We start from the raw sequence: 17709 nt of genomic DNA on the forward strand, positions 1-17709 counted from the left end.
CTTAAGTAGAAGAATAAACAACATAATTAATGGATAAAAGAATAGAATTAAAAAAAGAATTCCTTAAAGAATGGCCTATTAGTAGATTAGAAAAATTAAAACTTGAAGAATATACAAATTTAGATAAAAACTCTTTTTGTTATTGGTTAGAAGCTATAACATCTGAGGTAGGTAGTATATGGGGAGGCTCATCATATAAGTTTGGGATCTTTAAACGTAATAATAAAGAAAATGAAGTAGAAGGGCATAGAAAAACAGATGGTGAATATTCTTGGTTAGGAAAATATGGAAAAACTAAAGAAGAAGCTTTTTTAAAGCTTAAAAGCTTAGTATTGCAAATTTCTAAATCAGCAATCAATAATGATCTTGAAGAAATTGAGAAAATAGATTTAGGTAATGCATATAAATGGAAAATTGCTCATTTATATAGTAATTTCAATGTTTTCAATTTTTTTAAAGAGGACGCAATAAAGTTTATATTAAAGGAGAAAGGTTATAAAGGTGTATTTTCATATGCTAATGCTTATATGTTTCTGAAAACCTTGAATACAGAAAATGAAGAATTTTATACTTTTTCACAAAAACTTTGGAACTTATATGAGAAAGAACCCGAAGCTAATGTGAGCCTAAATCTTAGTAAGGGAAATAAGAGAAATGATTTAAATCAAATCTTATACGGACCTCCCGGTACAGGTAAAACATACAATACTATCAATAAAGCCTTAGAAATCATAGAAGGTAACGAGCTATCAGAAGAAGATAGAAATAATGGTTCAGCTAAGAAAAAATTTAATGAATATGTAGAAAGCGGTCAAGTTGTATTTACAACTTTTCATCAAAGTATGAGTTATGAAGATTTTGTGGAAGGGATAAAACCAAAAACAAATGATGATGACCAAATTTATTATGAAACTGAAGATGGTATTTTTAAAAAAATCTGTTCATCTGCCAAAAAAATAGAAGTTATAGAATCTTCAGATATTGATTTTGATAAGGTTGATTATTATAAAATGTCTATTGGTGGTAAGAATAGAAAGATAATGCATGATTGGAATATCAATAATGAAACGGTGAGTTTAGGTTATGGAGGTTCTAGTTCTTTAAAAGAATTTGAAGGGATTGATGATTGGAGATCTTTTAATAAAGCATTTACTGAAAAGAATCCAGAGAGAATAGAAGAATCGAAGTTTCATTCTAATGCTGCTTTCCGATTTCTTAAAATGAAAATTGGTGATATCGTTATTATTACTTTAGGTAACCTTATTATAGATGCAATTGGTGTCATTGTAGGTGACTATTTCTATGATGATACAACTGAGATTGATCATGTACATTACAGAAAGGTAAAATGGTTAGCTACTGATTTAGGTGTTGAACCTTCTAAGTTTATAAATAAGAAAATATCTCAACAAACTATCTATGAGTTTTATAGGGAAGATATAAAAATAGATACCTTCAAAGATACTTTTAGTAAAAAGGAGAAAGTTCAACCCAAAAACCATGTTTTAATTATTGATGAAATTAATAGAGGTAATGTATCAGCTATCTTTGGAGAGCAGATAACCTTATTAGAAGAAAGTAAGCGATTAGGTAATAAGGAAGAACTTAAAGTGAAATTGCCATATAGTAAAGAACCGTTTGGAGTTCCAAATAATTTACACATCATAGGTACTATGAATACAGCTGATAGATCTGTTGAAGCTTTAGATACTGCATTAAGAAGACGTTTTGTATTTAAGGAAATGATGCCAAAGCCTGATCTATTGGAATACAAAGAAGGGATAGGCATTAATCTACAATTAGTACTTGAAACAATTAATGAAAGGATAAAGGTATTATTGGATAGAGATCATCAAATAGGTCATAGTTACTTCCTTAAGGTAAACACTTTTGAAGAAGTGAAAAAAGCTTTTGCCACTGAAATTATTCCCCTTTTACAAGAGTACTTTTATGGAGATTATATCAAAATAGCCTTAATTATTGGTTTAGGCTTCTTTGAAGAACCAAAAACAATTCGCCCAAATTTATTTGCTAAGATTCAAGGAGCGGAAGGATTTGATTATACCAATCAAACTACTTATGAATTGCTTGATCCTTTTCAAATGAGTGATGATGATTTTAGTAAAGCGATAGAACTATTACTTGAAAAATAGATGAAAAAGGTAAGGTTCACATTATTTGAGCATGAGACTCTAAAAGTAGGTCAAGAAAAGGATAGTGTTGTATTTACCATGCAACATCTTCAAGCTTTGGAGAAGTTTTATGGAGATGAATGCCCTTATTTTTCTTTAATCAATAAAGGAATCAAATGTAATGAACATGTAGGAGTTATTCATGTAGGGAATATCATTATTGAAGTTTTACCTAAAGCAGATAGAAGTAATTCTGAAAATAAGTGGAGAGAATTACTTATTAGAATGCTCAAAATGGTAAGTTCCTTTAATGTATCTGCTCCAACATCATCATTTCTATCTTTACAGAGTAATTATATCTTGGATTTATATTTCGAACTTTACCTTAAGGAGATAGATCTATTATTACATAAAGGATTAATCAAGAAATATAGAAGGGTAGATAATAACCAAAAAGCATTAAAGGGAAGGTTACAATTATCAAAGCACTTACAAAAGAATATCATACATAAAGAACGTTTTTATGTCAATCATACTGTCTATGATCAAGAACATCAAATACATCAAATCCTTTTACAAGCTCTTAAGTGTATTGAATTATTAAATACGAACCCTAAATTAAACGTCACATCAGTAATTTTTAGATTCCCTGAGTTAAGTGATATTCATGTTTCAAAATATACTTTTGAAAAACTAAATTTAGGAAGGAAGTTCAAACATTACGAAACAGCTTTATCAATAGCAAAACTCATTTTGTTGAATTTTCATCCAGACCTTAGCAATGGTCAAAGTGATGTATTAGCATTGATGTTTAATATGAACAACCTTTGGGAAAAGTTTGTCTTTTTTTCACTTCGACAAAGATTGAAGAATTGTACTGTAAAAGAACAAGGCAGTAAGTTGTTTTGGGAAGGAGGTAGTAGTCATCAATCTTTTATGAAACCTGATATTATTATTGAAAAGCCAATTGATGAAGGTATAAAGACTTTCGTTTTGGATACAAAATGGAAAAACCTTTATGGTGGTAGTCCAAGTGCTCAAGATCTTCGACAACTTTATGTTTATCATCAGTTCTATGATGCTGAAAAAGTAGCATTAGTATATCCAGGAGAAAAAGATACCATTGAAGGCCAATTTCAAAAAGAAGGAAGGGAATGTGCAGTAATACAAATTAGTTATAATGATAATTTGGAGACTTTTATAGATAATATTGTTGAGGATATTGAGGGGTGGTTGTAAATTTATATTCCAACTAAAAAGATGTTTTCACCAATGTTATCCCCATAAAACAGAAAAACCCTCCTTACTGTACCGTAAAGAGGGTTTTTTGTGGAGTCGGAGGGAGTCGAAGCTATGGTAATTGATAGTATCCTAAATTATAAAAAACCTACCTAAACATATTAAAAACAAATATTTAAACTTTTGGTAGTTTACCAAAGTCTATCAAAATATAAATAAATCGCACCCATAAACGCACCCATAAACTATAATTGATTATCTTTGATAAGTAAGAGTAAAATCAAGTAACAAATGGCAACTATTACATTATTTATCAAGAATAAAACAGCAAAGCAATCTAGTGTTAGTGCTGTATTAAGGGATGGTAGTACTAGAATAGTATTATCAAGTGGTGTGAAAATTCCTCCTAAACATTGGAACACAAAGAAACATCATATTTTTGGTGTAAATCCCAATGCACAAGAATTAAACGCTCAATTAAAAGTATTCAAGGATAACGCTTTTAATATTTACAATGAAGCTAAGAACAAAGGAATACAGGCAACGGGTGAATACATTAGAGAGAAGTTAAAACCTAAAGAGATTGCTACGACTACAGATAAAGCCTTTTGGGGTATCTTTGATAATTACTTATCAATTAAAGAGCGTAAACTTTCTATTTCTTCAATTAAGAAAATAAAAAGTCTTAAAGTGCATTTAGAGGGGTTTGAGAAAAAGCGAAAAGTGATTTTTGATATTAATGAAATTGATCATGTATTATTAGAATCATTACAAGAATACCTTTATCAAGATGCAAAGCTAAATAAACAAACTACAGCAAAGTACTTAGGCTTATTCAAGACCTTTCTAAATTGGTGTAAAGAACGTAAACTAACCACTAATGAAGATCATAAGTTATTTAAGCTAACACACCAACCCGACACATTAAAGCCAGTATTGATAGATTTAGACCTAAATAAGATACGATCTACAGTATTAGAACATGAGTATTTACAAAATGCTAGACAATTGTTGTTGTTATCTACATTAACGGGTTTAAGGTATAGTGATTATAGTAAAATTAATGAGTCACACATACGAGTAAGTAATGATGGTAGTAAGTACCTTACTATTCGCCAAACTAAAACTAATGAAGCAATAGAAGTACCTCTTACTTTAGAAGCTGAAAAGATAATACAAGAATTATTAGAGGGTAAGATTCATAGTATTACAAATCAAAGTTTGAATAAGTATGTTAAAGAAGTCTGTAAGTTGGCAGGGATTGACGAACTATTTGAAGTACATGAATTCAAAGGAAACTTTACAACGTCTAAGAAAGTTCCTAAATACGAGCTTATAACCACTCATACGGGACGTAGAACCTTTGCAACAAACTTATTACTCAAAGGAGTACCAACTAATGTTGTAATGGAATTTACGGGGCATAAAGATGAAAGGAGTTTTGCAAAGTATGTGAATATTCCAAAGGAAAAAACAATGGAGATGGTTAGAAAAGCATTAATGAACTAAACATCAAATAACTAACATTTTATTATGAATCAAGAATTAATAGAGAGAGAAATATTTTTATTCGATAGCTTTATTGATAATTCTATTAATCATTTTGATGAATATTTTAGATATTTCAAAAAGTATGAAAAAGACTATTCATTAGATGAGATTTATCAAAAACTATATTCAATATTAGATCATTATGATCATGAATTAAGGAGCTTTTTTAAGCAAAAGGAAATAGAGGGTTATAGTATTTGTAATAGTATTGAAGATAAACAAGAAAGAAATAATTGTAATGAAACTGTTTCAAAAAGAGATATTAGAACTTGGTTTTTTTCAATTCCTTTTAGAATTTCTAGGTATAATGGTTCTGTAACTATACAATTTATTGATGATGTGAAGTCATCACTCAATTTTGTTTTTAAAATAGTCAAAGGTATTGATGAGAAAGAGTTACTTTATTTTATTACTGATGATAAAAAATTGTGGTTGAAAAAGGAATTTGAGAACCGAATTAATAATATTCCATCTAAATTAAATGATATTAGTGACAAATATTTTACTGAAGATTTATTTAAAAATGAAGTTGATTTATTAGTACAAGAAAAATTAAAAACTCTAAAGGAAAATTTCTCAACAAAGAATATTCTACCATCGGAATTAGATAGTTATTTATCAACATATTTTCTCAATAAGAAAATTGCTGAAACTTGGTTAAGTGTTTTAAAGAAAGTAATCCAGAATGAATATAAAATTGATAATCAAGATGAGATAGAGGGGAAAACAACTAATTATCAAGAATTAATAATATTAGATGATTCTAATGGTGATATTTTTAGGTTAGTAGAAAATACTAAGTTGATTGAAAAAAACTTGAATAAATTATTTGAAAGTGAAGTTGGTGAAAAGTTAGGCAATAGTATTTTTGATAAAGAAAATAAAGATAAATGGTTGATTAATAAATTAAACTCATTTAAAATTTATAGTATTAATCATAAGAATGAAAGTGTTTTTATAGCAATTAATTGGTGCTTATCACAATTTGATGATTGTTCAGTAAGGTATGAACATGAAATTCGACAATTAACAAAAATCACAACAAATAGTGTAGCTGAAAATTTAAACGTTCCTTTAGGGAGTTATGTTTCTAGAATACCAATAACAACAGATAAGTCAATACTTAAAGATCGTTTCATTAACCTCTATGCTCAAAGATGGTGTGAAACATTAATAAGAAATATGATACAGATTAATCCGAGTTTAGATGAAGATGTGTTGAGTAGTGAATTATCTAAAATTGACCAATTTATAGAAAAAGCTAAACAAATAGATTTTTTAAAAGCTATTAATGTTAATCAAATTGATATGAAAAGTGAGTATGAGGAGTTTATTAGAATGGATAAAGATTTTTACTCAAACCCAAATCATGATAAAATTTATTCACAAGTTTCGGGAAGTTTTCAGGCTCAAATTTATGGAAAGTATGTACTTTTTAGAAAATGGTTAGAAGAGAGGTTGAAATCTAAAAAAGTTGATTGTGTTAAGTCATCAAAGGAAAATAAAGAAACTTACTTTTTAGCTGTGTTATTAAACAATTCAAAGTATAGAAGTATTAGAGAATACTTTAAGACAAATTATAAAAATGTTGCAGGTGTTAAAGTGCTTACCATACTTAGGGCATTAATGGAAATGAATATCATTAGTGAAAAGATTAGAACATCTAATAAGACTCAATTACATAAAGAAATATCATCTTTTTTAGATGGTAAAGTTGTAGGTAGAAAAGGATTAACGGGTTCAACTTTTACTAAGATAATAATAGAAGAACATCTAGATCCAAATGATAAAGTAAGAACTGATGTAGATGACTTAAAACTTTACCTGAAAACACTTCTATAACTTCCAATTTTTACATTTTGGAAGTATTGGAACTTTTGGAAGTTCGTCAAGATGAACCTTTGTATCATGATAGTAAATAAAGATACAAGGGTTTCTTCTTTTAATAACCCTTTTGAATTAATTGATAGAAGATTGATTCAAATCGAAGAAGTACTTGCTTTAATGTTAGAAGAGCAAAAAGCAAGAAAAGTAAAGCCAGTAAACCCTAACAAAAGGTTTACAAGAAAAGAAGTGAAGGAATTATATTCTATCTCTTATGCAACAATCCATAACCTAATTAACAAAGGGTTGTTAGAATCTCAAAAGATTGGAAGGAAAACAGTATTTACCCAAGGAGCATTAAATAATTGCTTTGATAAAAAGAAAGGAGGTGCTTATGTGTAAGGACATAAACAACTCCCAATCAAGTAACGATGGTAAAGTTAATGAATTAAGACGTTATTATCTATACCTTAAAACGAATACCTCTACTAATTGTATGGCTTCTCATGATTTAGAGATACCTGAAAAACATCTAACTAGGTATAAAAGACTATTAGAAAAGGAGGGTAAACTAAGAGTTGTAAAACCTGATTACTGTGAAAGAACAGGACATCTAGCAGGTTATTTAACTACCGATGAAAATAAGTTTCCTGCAAATGATCAATTATCACTATTTTGATGATAGGGATTGATTATGTAAGAAGCTATACCACTAACCCACCAACTACTTTAATAGTATTATCTAGGGGAGGTGGTTGCTTTTTATACAAAGGGTTAACATTCTTACCTCAATACAAGACAGAAAACCGTATTTCATTTTCTTGTATGTACGATAATTTTAGAATCTCATTAGATACTGATAGGTTATATTTTCAAGGAAGTTTGCATAAATTCTGTAAAGGTGAAAACTATTCTCAATTTACTTTTTTCGAATTAATAGAAGCTATAAAAAGGATTGATGAAAAATTTGAAGGTAGTTTTTCTAATTCAAAAATAACTCTATTAGAGTACGGTATAAATTTAAAATTAGATTACAACCCTGCCAATGAATACTCATCTTGGGAAATGTATTCTTCTAAAGAGGTTACTAAAATGATTCATCATGGAAAAGTTTATGGAAGTAAGTTCTATCTATCCCAACATACAATAAAGGGTTATGATAAAACTTTTGAATCAAAACTATCAGATCAAAATGTATTGAGGATTGAATGTATGGTTAAAGGTGCTTATTTACAATCAACGAAAAGGTTACATTCGATAAGATGTATTACTGATTTGTTGAGTCTTAATAATTTACAGTTACTAAATGAAGATTTAAAAATGAAGTATAAAAAAATAATACGTGATACTATTAAATATGAAGATTTAGATAAATTAAGTGTAACAGAATTAAAAATTATTTCTGCAATGCGAGATTCTGTAGTAGAGAAATTACTTAAGAAAAAATATAAAGAGACTTATAAAAAAAATAGAAGGACTTACCTTAAAGTAGTAAAAGAATCTCAAAAGACTAATGAAGGTATTTATCCTTTGTTACAAAGTGAAGAATTGGAATCAGTTAAAAGAGAAAAAACGGAAGAATCGGACTCTATAAAAAAGAGATGGCAGAAATAATATTATGTATTCTACTTTTTAGACGTTTCAGAAGAATCCGACACGCTAAAAAGAAAGAATCGGACGAATCGGACTCCTAAAAAGAACAATTAGATAAAATTCTCCTCGTATTCGAGATTATAAAAAAGGGTTATTTTTCCCGTTTTGGAATCTATAAAAAAGAGGGGTATTACAAACTTGTTGTATAGTATGAATTAGGGGTATTATATTACCTTTGTTTAAATGTCAATAAAAATTTTCTAGTATCATGTTAAAGCAATTGTTTTTTATAATCTTACTTAATTTTCTTTCTTTCAGTTTATATTCTCAATCAAATTATGATAGCTTGAATAACTTTAAAATAGAAACAAACTTAATTGGTGAAACTCTTATTATTAAAGATTTAAAAACTGATGTAACGGGTTTCTATTTAGATCCAATGAAGCCATACGATAAGTCGAAAAATATTTATCTTGAGAATGGTAATTTATTGTCAAATGGTAAAGAGCTTTCAAAAAAAAGATTTATCGTATTAGATCGAATTGAATCAAATAATAAGAAAAGGTATCAAGGAGACTACTATTTAAAATTAAAAGATTCAAATACTAATACTAATGTTTACTACTTAATTACTAGTAATACACTTGGTTTAAGTGGTGATAATGTTCCTTTTATTGTAGAAGGATATTTAGAGAAAATGAAATCAATATGGATTGATACAACTTTAGTTTTAATTTCAGATCCATTTATTATTGACAATAATAAAATACTAGTAAAAGGTAAAGAAGAAATTGTAAGATGTGATTTTAATGACCTTACAAAAGATTCAAAAATATCTATAGTGAATTTTGTTATTCCAAGTTATTATTATAAACCTAGTAATAACACTTTTGGAACACCTAAAATAATTTCTAATAAGTTAGAAGTTTTAATATCAAATAGGAATCAGGAATTAACAGTTCCAATAACCTTTATTGAACGTAAGAATAATTTTTATTCTGAGAGTGCTTTACAATCGAAGATGAAAATTGATAAAGAAATCGAAGAATTAAAGAATAAAGATAAAGGAGACTTATCAGGTATTGATTTGTCAAATTTTAAAGAGTTAGATTTTTTTAAAACGATTAGTTCTTCTGATGGAGGTATCTACTTGTCAAAGTTAAATATTAGAAATAGTAAAGAATCAGAAATTTCATTTGCAATCCTAGATGATAAGTTTTTAATTCTTGGGAAACTTAAAAATTCATGTGTAAAAGAGTATTCTAAATGTCATTTTAATTATAAATCATTTTTTGATCAACCTGATAACATAGTAGAGGGAATAGATTATGATGTATTTTCATCTTATAATAAATTTAATTGTAAAGGTGATATTACTTTAAAAGTAACAGATAAAATGGTTGAAAAGATATTGAAAAAAACAATAGAAGCAATATGGATTGAAGATTCATCAGGGCAAGGACAAACATTTTCTTTAAAAGAATCGGATAAAGAAATTTTGGAGTATTTTGCTCAGTTGTATATTTTTAAAAAGGGTTATAAATAATCTAAAATAGATATGAATAGATGGCATTAGGAAAAAAAACAGGTGGCAGGGTAAAAGGTTCTGTAAACCGATCAACAAAGAATATTAGGTTTATCTTAGGTGATTTATTAGAAGAATCTTTAAATGGCTTACAAGAAGATTTAAAAGCATTAGAACCAAAAGAAAGGTTAGAGGTTATGATCAAACTTTTACCTTATGTTTCACCTAAGATAGATTCAGTTAAATACAATGACCCTGATAGTGCTTTTAATATTGAAGAATGGGATAATACTTAATTCATAAATCGAAGTTTAATGCTTTAATGAAATTTTCATCTACCATTGGTTCATCTTTAAAATTTATATCAGAAATTTCAAAAATAAATTTATTAATTGACGCTTTAATAAACTCAAGATTGTTAAGAACTTCATTCTGTGTTAAGTTATTTATTTCATAATAGCACTGGACAGAAAAAGAGTATTGATTTCTTATTGAAATGGATAAGGATTGTTTCTTAATTTCTGAGAAATTAGAAGTGTATTCTTCGAAATTTTTTAAATTATGTGGAGTATGCTCGTAATCAAAAATAGAAAGGATATCTCTATACGAAAACTCGAAAGAACCATTTATTCCAGAATCCTTCAAAAAAAGAATTTTATTTCTATCAATACCTAATTTAAATCTTTCTTTTAATCTATTTATTTTTTCTTCTTTATTAAGCATAAAGGAAATTATTTTAAATATTTGAGAGTGTCAATATAAATCGCACCCATAAACGCACCCATTAAAAACGAAAACCCACTCTACATGATTATAGAGTGGGTTTTTGGTGGAGTCGGAGGGAGTCGAACCCTCGTCCAGAGAAGGACAAAGACTAGCCTTCTACATGCTTAGTTTTACTTAAATTTTCGAGAAAAGCCAAGGCGAAAACAACCTCAAACTTAACCTTATCTGCTTTAGCTTCGCTATCAACCCACAGCAGGTATCAAGCTAGATCGATGGTTTCGGCACTCTCGGATCTTCGCCCAAAGATCAAGGCAAAGGAGAATGTAGCTCGGAAACGCCGTTAGGTCAGTTCCATTTAAGCCCAATGTCTACAACCCTAAGGGAGACTAGGCAGCCATAGCAAATGAATTGCCAACTGAGTTTTGGAACTATCTTTTAAGGCTCTCATCCCATGAGCCTGCATGCTTATACTAGCAAAATCACAGCCTGTCAAAACCAGTCGACCCCAAGTAAACTGGCCGCCCTCATTTGAGCGGACTACAAAAGTAGTGAATTATTTAAATTCTCAAAATATTATTATTCGAAATTTAGTAAATAATAGCTGAGAGTCGTTTTTTATTCTCTTAAGTACAAAATTTTGAGATAGACCTTTCGTTAATTCACAATGATTTTGTGCGTACTTTTACTCTTGCCGTTTTGTACTTCTACCATCAACATACCTTTACCATAGATCATTTTTAAAGTTGCATGGTTTAATTCGGTTTCAAACTCTGTATATGTTCTGCCTGAGCTATCATAAATTCGAACACTCATGCCTTCATGGGTAGAGAGAATATTTAAATTTTTATTAAAAGCAATTGGGTTGGGATAAACCAATACTTCTTGGTCTACTTCTTTTAAGTGGATGGCGTTTGGACCATAAATTTCTGTTCTACCATCTAAATCAAGCTGATTTAAACGGTAATATACAATAGCTGTATTTGGTAATTCTTTGTCGGTATAGGTGTAATCTATCCTTACATTACTATTTCCTGCAGCTTTTATTTCTGCTATGGTTACCCAATTTTTATTGTCTGTTGAACGTTGTACTTCAAAACTTTTACTGTTACTTTCAGATGCTGTAACCCAAGCCAATTGTGCAGTGTTGTTGACTAAGTGAGTTGTGAAAGAAACGAGTTCAACAGGCAGGTCTAAGTCATTATCAATACAGCCTTTGCTATAAGGTCTTGAATTGTCATAAAATGGCCAATGTATTTGTGGATTATCTCCTCTAATAACTTCAACGGCACAATCATTAGGATTGCTTTGTATGTCTACATCTGCAGAAGATAAATCTAAAGAAGAAGTATTGATCTCTAATTTACCACCTTCTTGCACATGAAGTTTTGTACCAGGAAGAAAACCTCCGTTACCATTTAATTTAAGTGTGCCTCCTGTTTCAACCAAAATATCTTGATCGTACCAACCGTGAAGAGTTTCTACATGGTTCTTGTTATGAGGAACTATAATGTCATATGTTTTTACAAGTTCAACAGGTTCAAAAGATAAAAGTTCTTCTTGAAGGGTAGTACATGCTGTGAGTAGTAAAGGAAGTAAAGAGGTGAAAATAAATAAGTATCTTTTCATGATGTTTTTTTAAGTATTGTCACTCTAACGTTCTATAAGGTGTGTTGATTTCCGAAAGAGTACCAATGAGTTCTTAAATAAGGTATTTTCATAAAAAAGGTCACTCTGACTATTCAGAGTGACCTAATGTTAATTGTTACTTTTGCTTTAAGTAGAGGAAAGTTATTTTTTAATTAACTCAATACCTTTTGAACTAGAGTAAACACCTTTGTAAGAAATCCATTGATCTACGGTGTTAAACTGATTAGAAGAACCAGCATCGCCACGTTGTCTTTCTACAGCTTCTTGGTAGTTTGTTGCATTCGACGACATCTCGTTATTAGGATAGTCGAATCTTCTTGAACGAACAAAAGATGTACTACCTGGAGAGTGGAAAGGAATATTTTTAACACCAATTGGCGTTGGTACTGGTTTTCCTTCTGCAACGGCCTCTCTTGGGTCTGTTGTGTAGACAGGAATATCGATTGTTTCGTACTCGTTTTTATCTAAAACAGGTGTTACAAAAGAAGGAAGATGTGTTCTGTTCCAAAGCGTAAATGTATTCACACCATTGCCAATTTGAGAAACCCATGCTTGGTAAATGATATTGTCTAATTTATTTGCTGATGCAGAGAACGCTGAAACTTCATTGGTAATGTATTCTTCTTTTGCCGCATCGTAATTAAATCCAGCTCCTTCATCAGTTGTTTTATAAGCTGCAATTGCACCTTGTACATAATCTTGACCAGGGAAGAAGGTTGGGTACTTTGTAAAAGCATCTCGCATTCCTGCTTCAAAATATTGAGAAGAATTACCACCAATTAAACCTTTTTCAATGGCTTCTGCAATCAAGAAATTCACCTCGTCAGAACTCATAATGATTGTAGGAGACAAAGGGTGCATAATTGTCATGTTGTTTAAAGATGCTAACGTGAATTTATCACCAGCAGCAGAAAAAGGAGTCTCACTCGGAATAGCTACAGGTTCACCATTAATAATTCTACCAAAGTAGTCTGCATTAATAATTTGTGCACCATCAATATCATTATCTTCAGCCATTGCAAATAGTGCAATTTGCCCATCTTGATCTCCCATTCTAGTTCCTCTTAAAGAAACAGGCTTTACAGATTCACCCCATCCTTCAGCCATTTCAAAAGGATTATAGTCTGCCGTAGGGATAATCATTGTACTTGGAGATGATGTGTAATCATGTACTCCGGTTACATAAAATAAACGAGGGTCTTTTCTAGATTGCATTGATTTAAGCGATGTTTCACTCATATAACCATACGCAAAACCACCTACTTGAGACGTCATTGCTGCGCCTAATCCATTCATATGTTGTCCCCAAGCACCACCATTTAACGAGTGTTCTAATTTTGCTGTTTCAGCAATGTTAGAAATATATCCAGCCGAGTGATTAAATGCTTCACCAAATACTTCTTTTGCACGCTGAGGGTTACCTTCCGACATGTATAACGCTACTTTCATTAACATCGAGTTGGCTAACCTTTGCCATGCACCAGCTTCGCCTCTGTAATAGAAATCGTCTGTAAATGTTTCGCCATTTTTCACCCATTCACGACCATTTTTCAAGTCTGTGATCATTGCTTCAAGAGCCACCTCTTGTGCATCGTATTTAGGGTACAAAATGTGTTCAACATATCCTTTGCCAGCTTCTGTGTAAGGAACGTCTCCGTACATAGAAACAACTTTCATCATATCAATCACTTTTGTAATTTCTACTTGGCCAAGTTGAGCGCTAGATGCAGGAAGTTTAGATTCTAAATCAGTTACGTTTTTTAGTATATCTTTATAAATGTTGTTCCAAGCCCACTCTTTATAGGCTGTACTGAACGACTCTCCAGAAGCATATAAATTACCTGTTGCCTGAGACATCGGTCCAGTCATAATAATTTGTGTTCTCCAAGATTCTCCTCCATCTGTATATGGTTTATTTTGGATATGCGTGAATTGATACTTCGGATCCATTTCGTCTGATGACCAAGGATCTTTGTTCATTTCCTCAAATTTGTCTCTACAAGAAAACATGCTTGCAGCTAAAGCTACACCGATAATATATTTGTTTGCTTTCATATTGATCTATTTTTTGGCCATTTGATGAAAGACATAATCTGCTTACATCAAATGGCTGGATAATCTTTTTTAATTAAAATTTAGCATTAAGCTTTAAACCGAAAGTTCTTGGTAGAGGGTAAGAACCCACTTCCATACCTTGTGCATTTCCGTAAGAGAAACTAGCGGCAGGGTCTATGTTTTCAGTACTTTTCCATAGGTAACCTAAGTTAGAGGCCACAAACGAAAGTTGAAGGTTTTGCATTTTTGCATTCGCAACCATTGTTTTAGGGAAAGTGTAGCCAATAGAGATTTCACTAATTCTAATGTAAGAAGCATCATAAACATGTTGCTCATCTACACCTGCAGTTGCTTGGTAGTAGTTTTGTAAATCCTGATCGTTAGTAAACCCGTTAAATGATTCTCCATTTTCGTAAACTAAGTTGCCAGGGTTGTATACACCTGTTTCGTGCATAGTATTTCTACCATCTGCAGTATCTTGATGTTTACCGTTTGAGTACATATTTGCATTTGTAGAAGAGTAGATGTCTCCGCCAAATTTAGCATCGATTACCATCCCGAACGTAATGTTTTTGTATTGGAAACGGTTCACCCAACCTACCATAAAAGGTTGTACACCATTACCAATTTGTTGGTAACCATCTTGTACTTGAGGAATGCCATCTTCGTTTACGATAATATTGCCACTGTCATCTCTTTTGTAAGCAGTACCCATAATAGTACCATAAGATTGTCCCGGAGCAGCCACAATATTTACAGGACCTTCGCCTACTAAGTATTGGTCAACACCTTCTGATAAAGAAACTACTTCGTTGTAGTTGTAAGCAAAGTTAACTTGTGTATGCCAGTTTAAATCTTTCTTTCTAATCACGTTGTAACCTAAAGAAATTTCAACACCCTTATTTATAATCTCACCTGCATTAATAATTGCATCTTCATAACCAGAAGATTCAGGAATTCTTACTTTCATAATTTGGTCTACAGAACTAGAGTTGTAGTAGGCCATGTCAAGGTTAATTCTATCATCAAACATTCTTAAGTTCATACCAATCTCGTAAGATGTTTGCATAGATGGTTTTAAATCACTGTTGTTGATTGTATTGCCATAAATATTACCTGTCTGTAGTCCATCTTGCGATTGTCCATCAATTTGATAATACTGTTGTAACATATAGGGATCTGTATCAGAACCTACTTTTGCCCAAGATGCTCTTACTTTACCAAATGTCAACCAGTCTGGTGTATCCCAATCCATATCAGAGAATACCCAAGAACCACTAATAGAAGGGTAGAAGTAAGAATTATTATCTAAAGGAAGTGTTGAAGACCAGTCATTACGACCAGAAACATCTAAGAATAAATAGCCATCGTAACCAATAGAAGCCGTTGCATATACAGAACCAATTGCTTTTTGATAAGTATCATAAGTAGCAAATCTATCTGAGCCAGACATTGGATTTTGTTGCAATGGATCTGAGAAGTTTGAAGAACCTGTATCTGTGTACTTTCTTTCGATGTGCATATAAGAAGCACCAAAGTTACCTACAACATCCCATTTTCCGAAACGATTAGAGTAAGTGATTAACCCATCAAAGTTATCTTCTCTATCTAATTGTGTTCTTTCATAAGCTCTACCAGACTCGTACCAAGGAGTATATAATGGGTCTAAAACTTCTGCTCTCCAAGAGGTGTAATCTGTACCTGCTCTACCTTGTATTTTTAAATGATCTGTAAAATCATAAGTTAAAGATGCCATCCCCATAAACCTATCTTTCGAATCTTCGAAACTAGTTTCGTACATCGTCCAATACGGGTTTTCATTTATAGTGTTATAGCCAACAGGTCTTCCGTCTTCATCTTTGTAATCTTTCATCCAATTTACATCGTATGTGTTAGGAATCGAGTTCATGTAACCCATGTAGTTGTTGACACTATTACCCATAGAAGGTCTGTTTAAGGCATCTTCTTTAATGTAGTTCATTCTAGCATCAAGGTGTAATTTGTCTGATAAATCAGACGTACCTCTTAATGTAAAAGTGTTTCTTTCATAACTTTGGTTGTCTACATTACCGTTGTTAGACATGTTCGAATAAGAGAAACGGACAGAACTTTCATCAGTTACTTTAGTTAAAGAAACGTTTGTTGTTGCTGTGTAAGAAGGTTTAAAAAATTCATCATAGTTATCATAGAATTGAACTGTTCTTTCTTTTCCATCATAATATGCATTAGTTGTCATACCAGGTGTTACTTTTGGTCCCCACATCCCGTAATCTCTTTGAGGATCAGAAGCAAAACTTCCATTAGTACCATGTGCGTAAGTTTCTTGGTTATCAGGAGTGATCCCTAAAGTACTTACAGAAGAGGTATGAGAAAAATCTACACCTAATCCTTTTTGGCCACCTTTACCACTTTTTGTAGTAATCATGATCACACCGTTAATACCTCTAGAACCATAAATTGCTGTAGCAGCAGGTCCTTTAAGTACCGACATACTTTCTATATCTTCAGCATTTACGCCAGACATTCCGTCACCAGTATCTATACCACCATTGTCGGCGTCATTCGCGTTGGCAATGTTACTGTTATTCATTGGTATACCGTCAATTACATATAACGGCTGGTTAGAACCGTCTAACATAGCATTACCACGAATAACAACATTAGAAGATGATCCAGGAGAACCACCCACTTGATTAATCTGAACACCTGCAACTTTACCGCTAAGGTTATTCATTACGTTAGAAGAACCAGTGATAGCACCGAGTTCTTCGCCATTTACAGATTGTACTGCATAGCCCAATGATCTCTCGTCACGTTCTACACCCAAACCTACAACAACAAGTTCTTGCATTTCAGTTGCATCAGAAGCAAGTTTAATTTCGATTGTATTGCGGTTGTTTACATTAATTTCTAAAGTTTCGTAACCAATGTAAGAAATTTGAAGTTCAGCAGTAGGAGACGCTGATAATTTAAATTTACCATCGAAATCAGTAATTGATCCATTCGTTGTTCCTTTAATTTTTACAGAAGCACCAATTAAGGCTTCTCCTGTCATAGAGTCTTTTATAACTCCGTTAATAGTTTGCTCTTGTGCATAGACTGTGCACGTTGTTGATAGTACGATAAGTATACTAACAATAGCTCGTAAGAATTTATACATATGATAGGTAGTATTAAAAATTTATGTTCGCTTTATTGTTTGCTCTAAAACATTATTAAGTGTTTTTCTGACGTAAATGTATTCATAGAATTAATAACGAAACAATAATTGTTGCGTATTTGGGTGTTAATGTGAGTGAATAACAGCATAAACATGCATGAAAACTATACTTAAATGCATATTTACGCATGTTTTAGTACTGTGTTAAATAAATACAACAATGTTACATAATGTGAAAAACTAATAATAACATTGAT

13 protein-coding genes and 1 other RNA gene are annotated in these 17709 nt (G+C 31.3%); 9 read left to right on the forward strand and 5 right to left on the reverse strand.

The genetic code is table 11. From position 1 onward, the window contains the following. Window positions 1–29: 29 nt before the first annotated feature. The 9 genes from EI427_RS05600 to EI427_RS05640 all read left to right on the forward strand — a co-directional run bounded on the left by EI427_RS05600 (window position 30) and on the right by EI427_RS05640 (window position 10160). Window positions 30–2153, forward strand: a complete 2124-nt coding sequence (locus EI427_RS05600) for an AAA family ATPase (RefSeq protein ID WP_126612514.1) — start codon at window positions 30–32, stop codon at window positions 2151–2153. Then, window positions 2154–3371, forward strand: a complete 1218-nt coding sequence (locus EI427_RS05605; protein WP_126612516.1) for an McrC family protein — start codon at window positions 2154–2156, stop codon at window positions 3369–3371. A gap of 291 nt (window positions 3372–3662) precedes the next feature. Further along, window positions 3663–4880: a tyrosine-type recombinase/integrase gene (locus EI427_RS05610; protein ID WP_126612518.1), complete on the forward strand. Its 1218-nt coding sequence runs from the start codon at window positions 3663–3665 to the stop codon at window positions 4878–4880. Between the two features lie 24 nt (window positions 4881–4904). Further along, window positions 4905–6764 (forward strand): hypothetical protein, encoded by a 1860-nt coding sequence (locus tag EI427_RS05615; RefSeq protein ID WP_126612520.1) that lies wholly within the window; start codon window positions 4905–4907, stop codon window positions 6762–6764. 66 nt (window positions 6765–6830) lie between these two features. Next, window positions 6831–7148 carry a helix-turn-helix domain-containing protein gene (locus tag EI427_RS05620; RefSeq protein WP_126612522.1) on the forward strand — a complete coding sequence of 106 codons (318 nt, stop codon included), beginning with the start codon at window positions 6831–6833 and terminating at the stop codon, window positions 7146–7148. Continuing rightward, complete coding sequence (locus EI427_RS05625) at window positions 7141–7425, forward strand: hypothetical protein (RefSeq protein WP_126612524.1); 285 nt, start codon at window positions 7141–7143, stop codon at window positions 7423–7425. The genes EI427_RS05620 and EI427_RS05625 overlap by 8 nt, the downstream gene beginning before the upstream one ends. Then, window positions 7425–8360, forward strand: coding sequence for a hypothetical protein (locus EI427_RS05630; RefSeq protein WP_126612526.1), 936 nt, complete (start codon window positions 7425–7427; stop codon window positions 8358–8360). Before EI427_RS05625 ends, EI427_RS05630 begins: the two co-directional genes overlap by 1 nt. 325 nt (window positions 8361–8685) lie before the next feature. Continuing rightward, window positions 8686–9885, forward strand: a complete 1200-nt coding sequence (locus EI427_RS05635) for a hypothetical protein (RefSeq protein ID WP_126612528.1) — start codon at window positions 8686–8688, stop codon at window positions 9883–9885. Window positions 9886–9905: 20 nt separating this feature from the next. Next, window positions 9906–10160 carry a hypothetical protein gene (locus tag EI427_RS05640; RefSeq protein WP_126612530.1) on the forward strand — a complete coding sequence of 85 codons (255 nt, stop codon included), beginning with the start codon at window positions 9906–9908 and terminating at the stop codon, window positions 10158–10160. Window position 10161: 1 nt separating this feature from the next. Here EI427_RS05640 and EI427_RS05645 read toward each other — a convergent pair whose 3' ends face one another. From EI427_RS05645 to EI427_RS05665, 5 genes are all read right to left on the reverse strand, one after another. After that, window positions 10162–10587 carry a hypothetical protein gene (locus tag EI427_RS05645; protein ID WP_126612532.1) on the reverse strand — a complete coding sequence of 142 codons (426 nt, stop codon included), beginning with the start codon at window positions 10585–10587 and terminating at the stop codon, window positions 10162–10164. 104 nt (window positions 10588–10691) lie between these two features. Continuing rightward, window positions 10692–11097, reverse strand: a transfer-messenger RNA (tmRNA) gene (ssrA, locus tag EI427_RS05650). Window positions 11098–11244: 147 nt separating this feature from the next. Further along, on the reverse strand, window positions 11245–12216 hold the full coding sequence (locus EI427_RS05655) for a T9SS type A sorting domain-containing protein (protein ID WP_126612534.1): 972 nt from the start codon (window positions 12214–12216) through the stop codon (window positions 11245–11247). Between the two features lie 162 nt (window positions 12217–12378). Then, window positions 12379–14292 carry a SusD/RagB family nutrient-binding outer membrane lipoprotein gene (locus tag EI427_RS05660; protein ID WP_126612536.1) on the reverse strand — a complete coding sequence of 638 codons (1914 nt, stop codon included), beginning with the start codon at window positions 14290–14292 and terminating at the stop codon, window positions 12379–12381. Window positions 14293–14365: 73 nt separating this feature from the next. Next, window positions 14366–17452, reverse strand: coding sequence for a SusC/RagA family TonB-linked outer membrane protein (locus EI427_RS05665; protein WP_126612538.1), 3087 nt, complete (start codon window positions 17450–17452; stop codon window positions 14366–14368). Window positions 17453–17709: the final 257 nt, after the last annotated feature.

The organism is Flammeovirga pectinis, from assembly GCF_003970675.1.
GTDB classification, from domain to species: Bacteria; Bacteroidota; Bacteroidia; order Cytophagales; family Flammeovirgaceae; genus Flammeovirga; species Flammeovirga pectinis.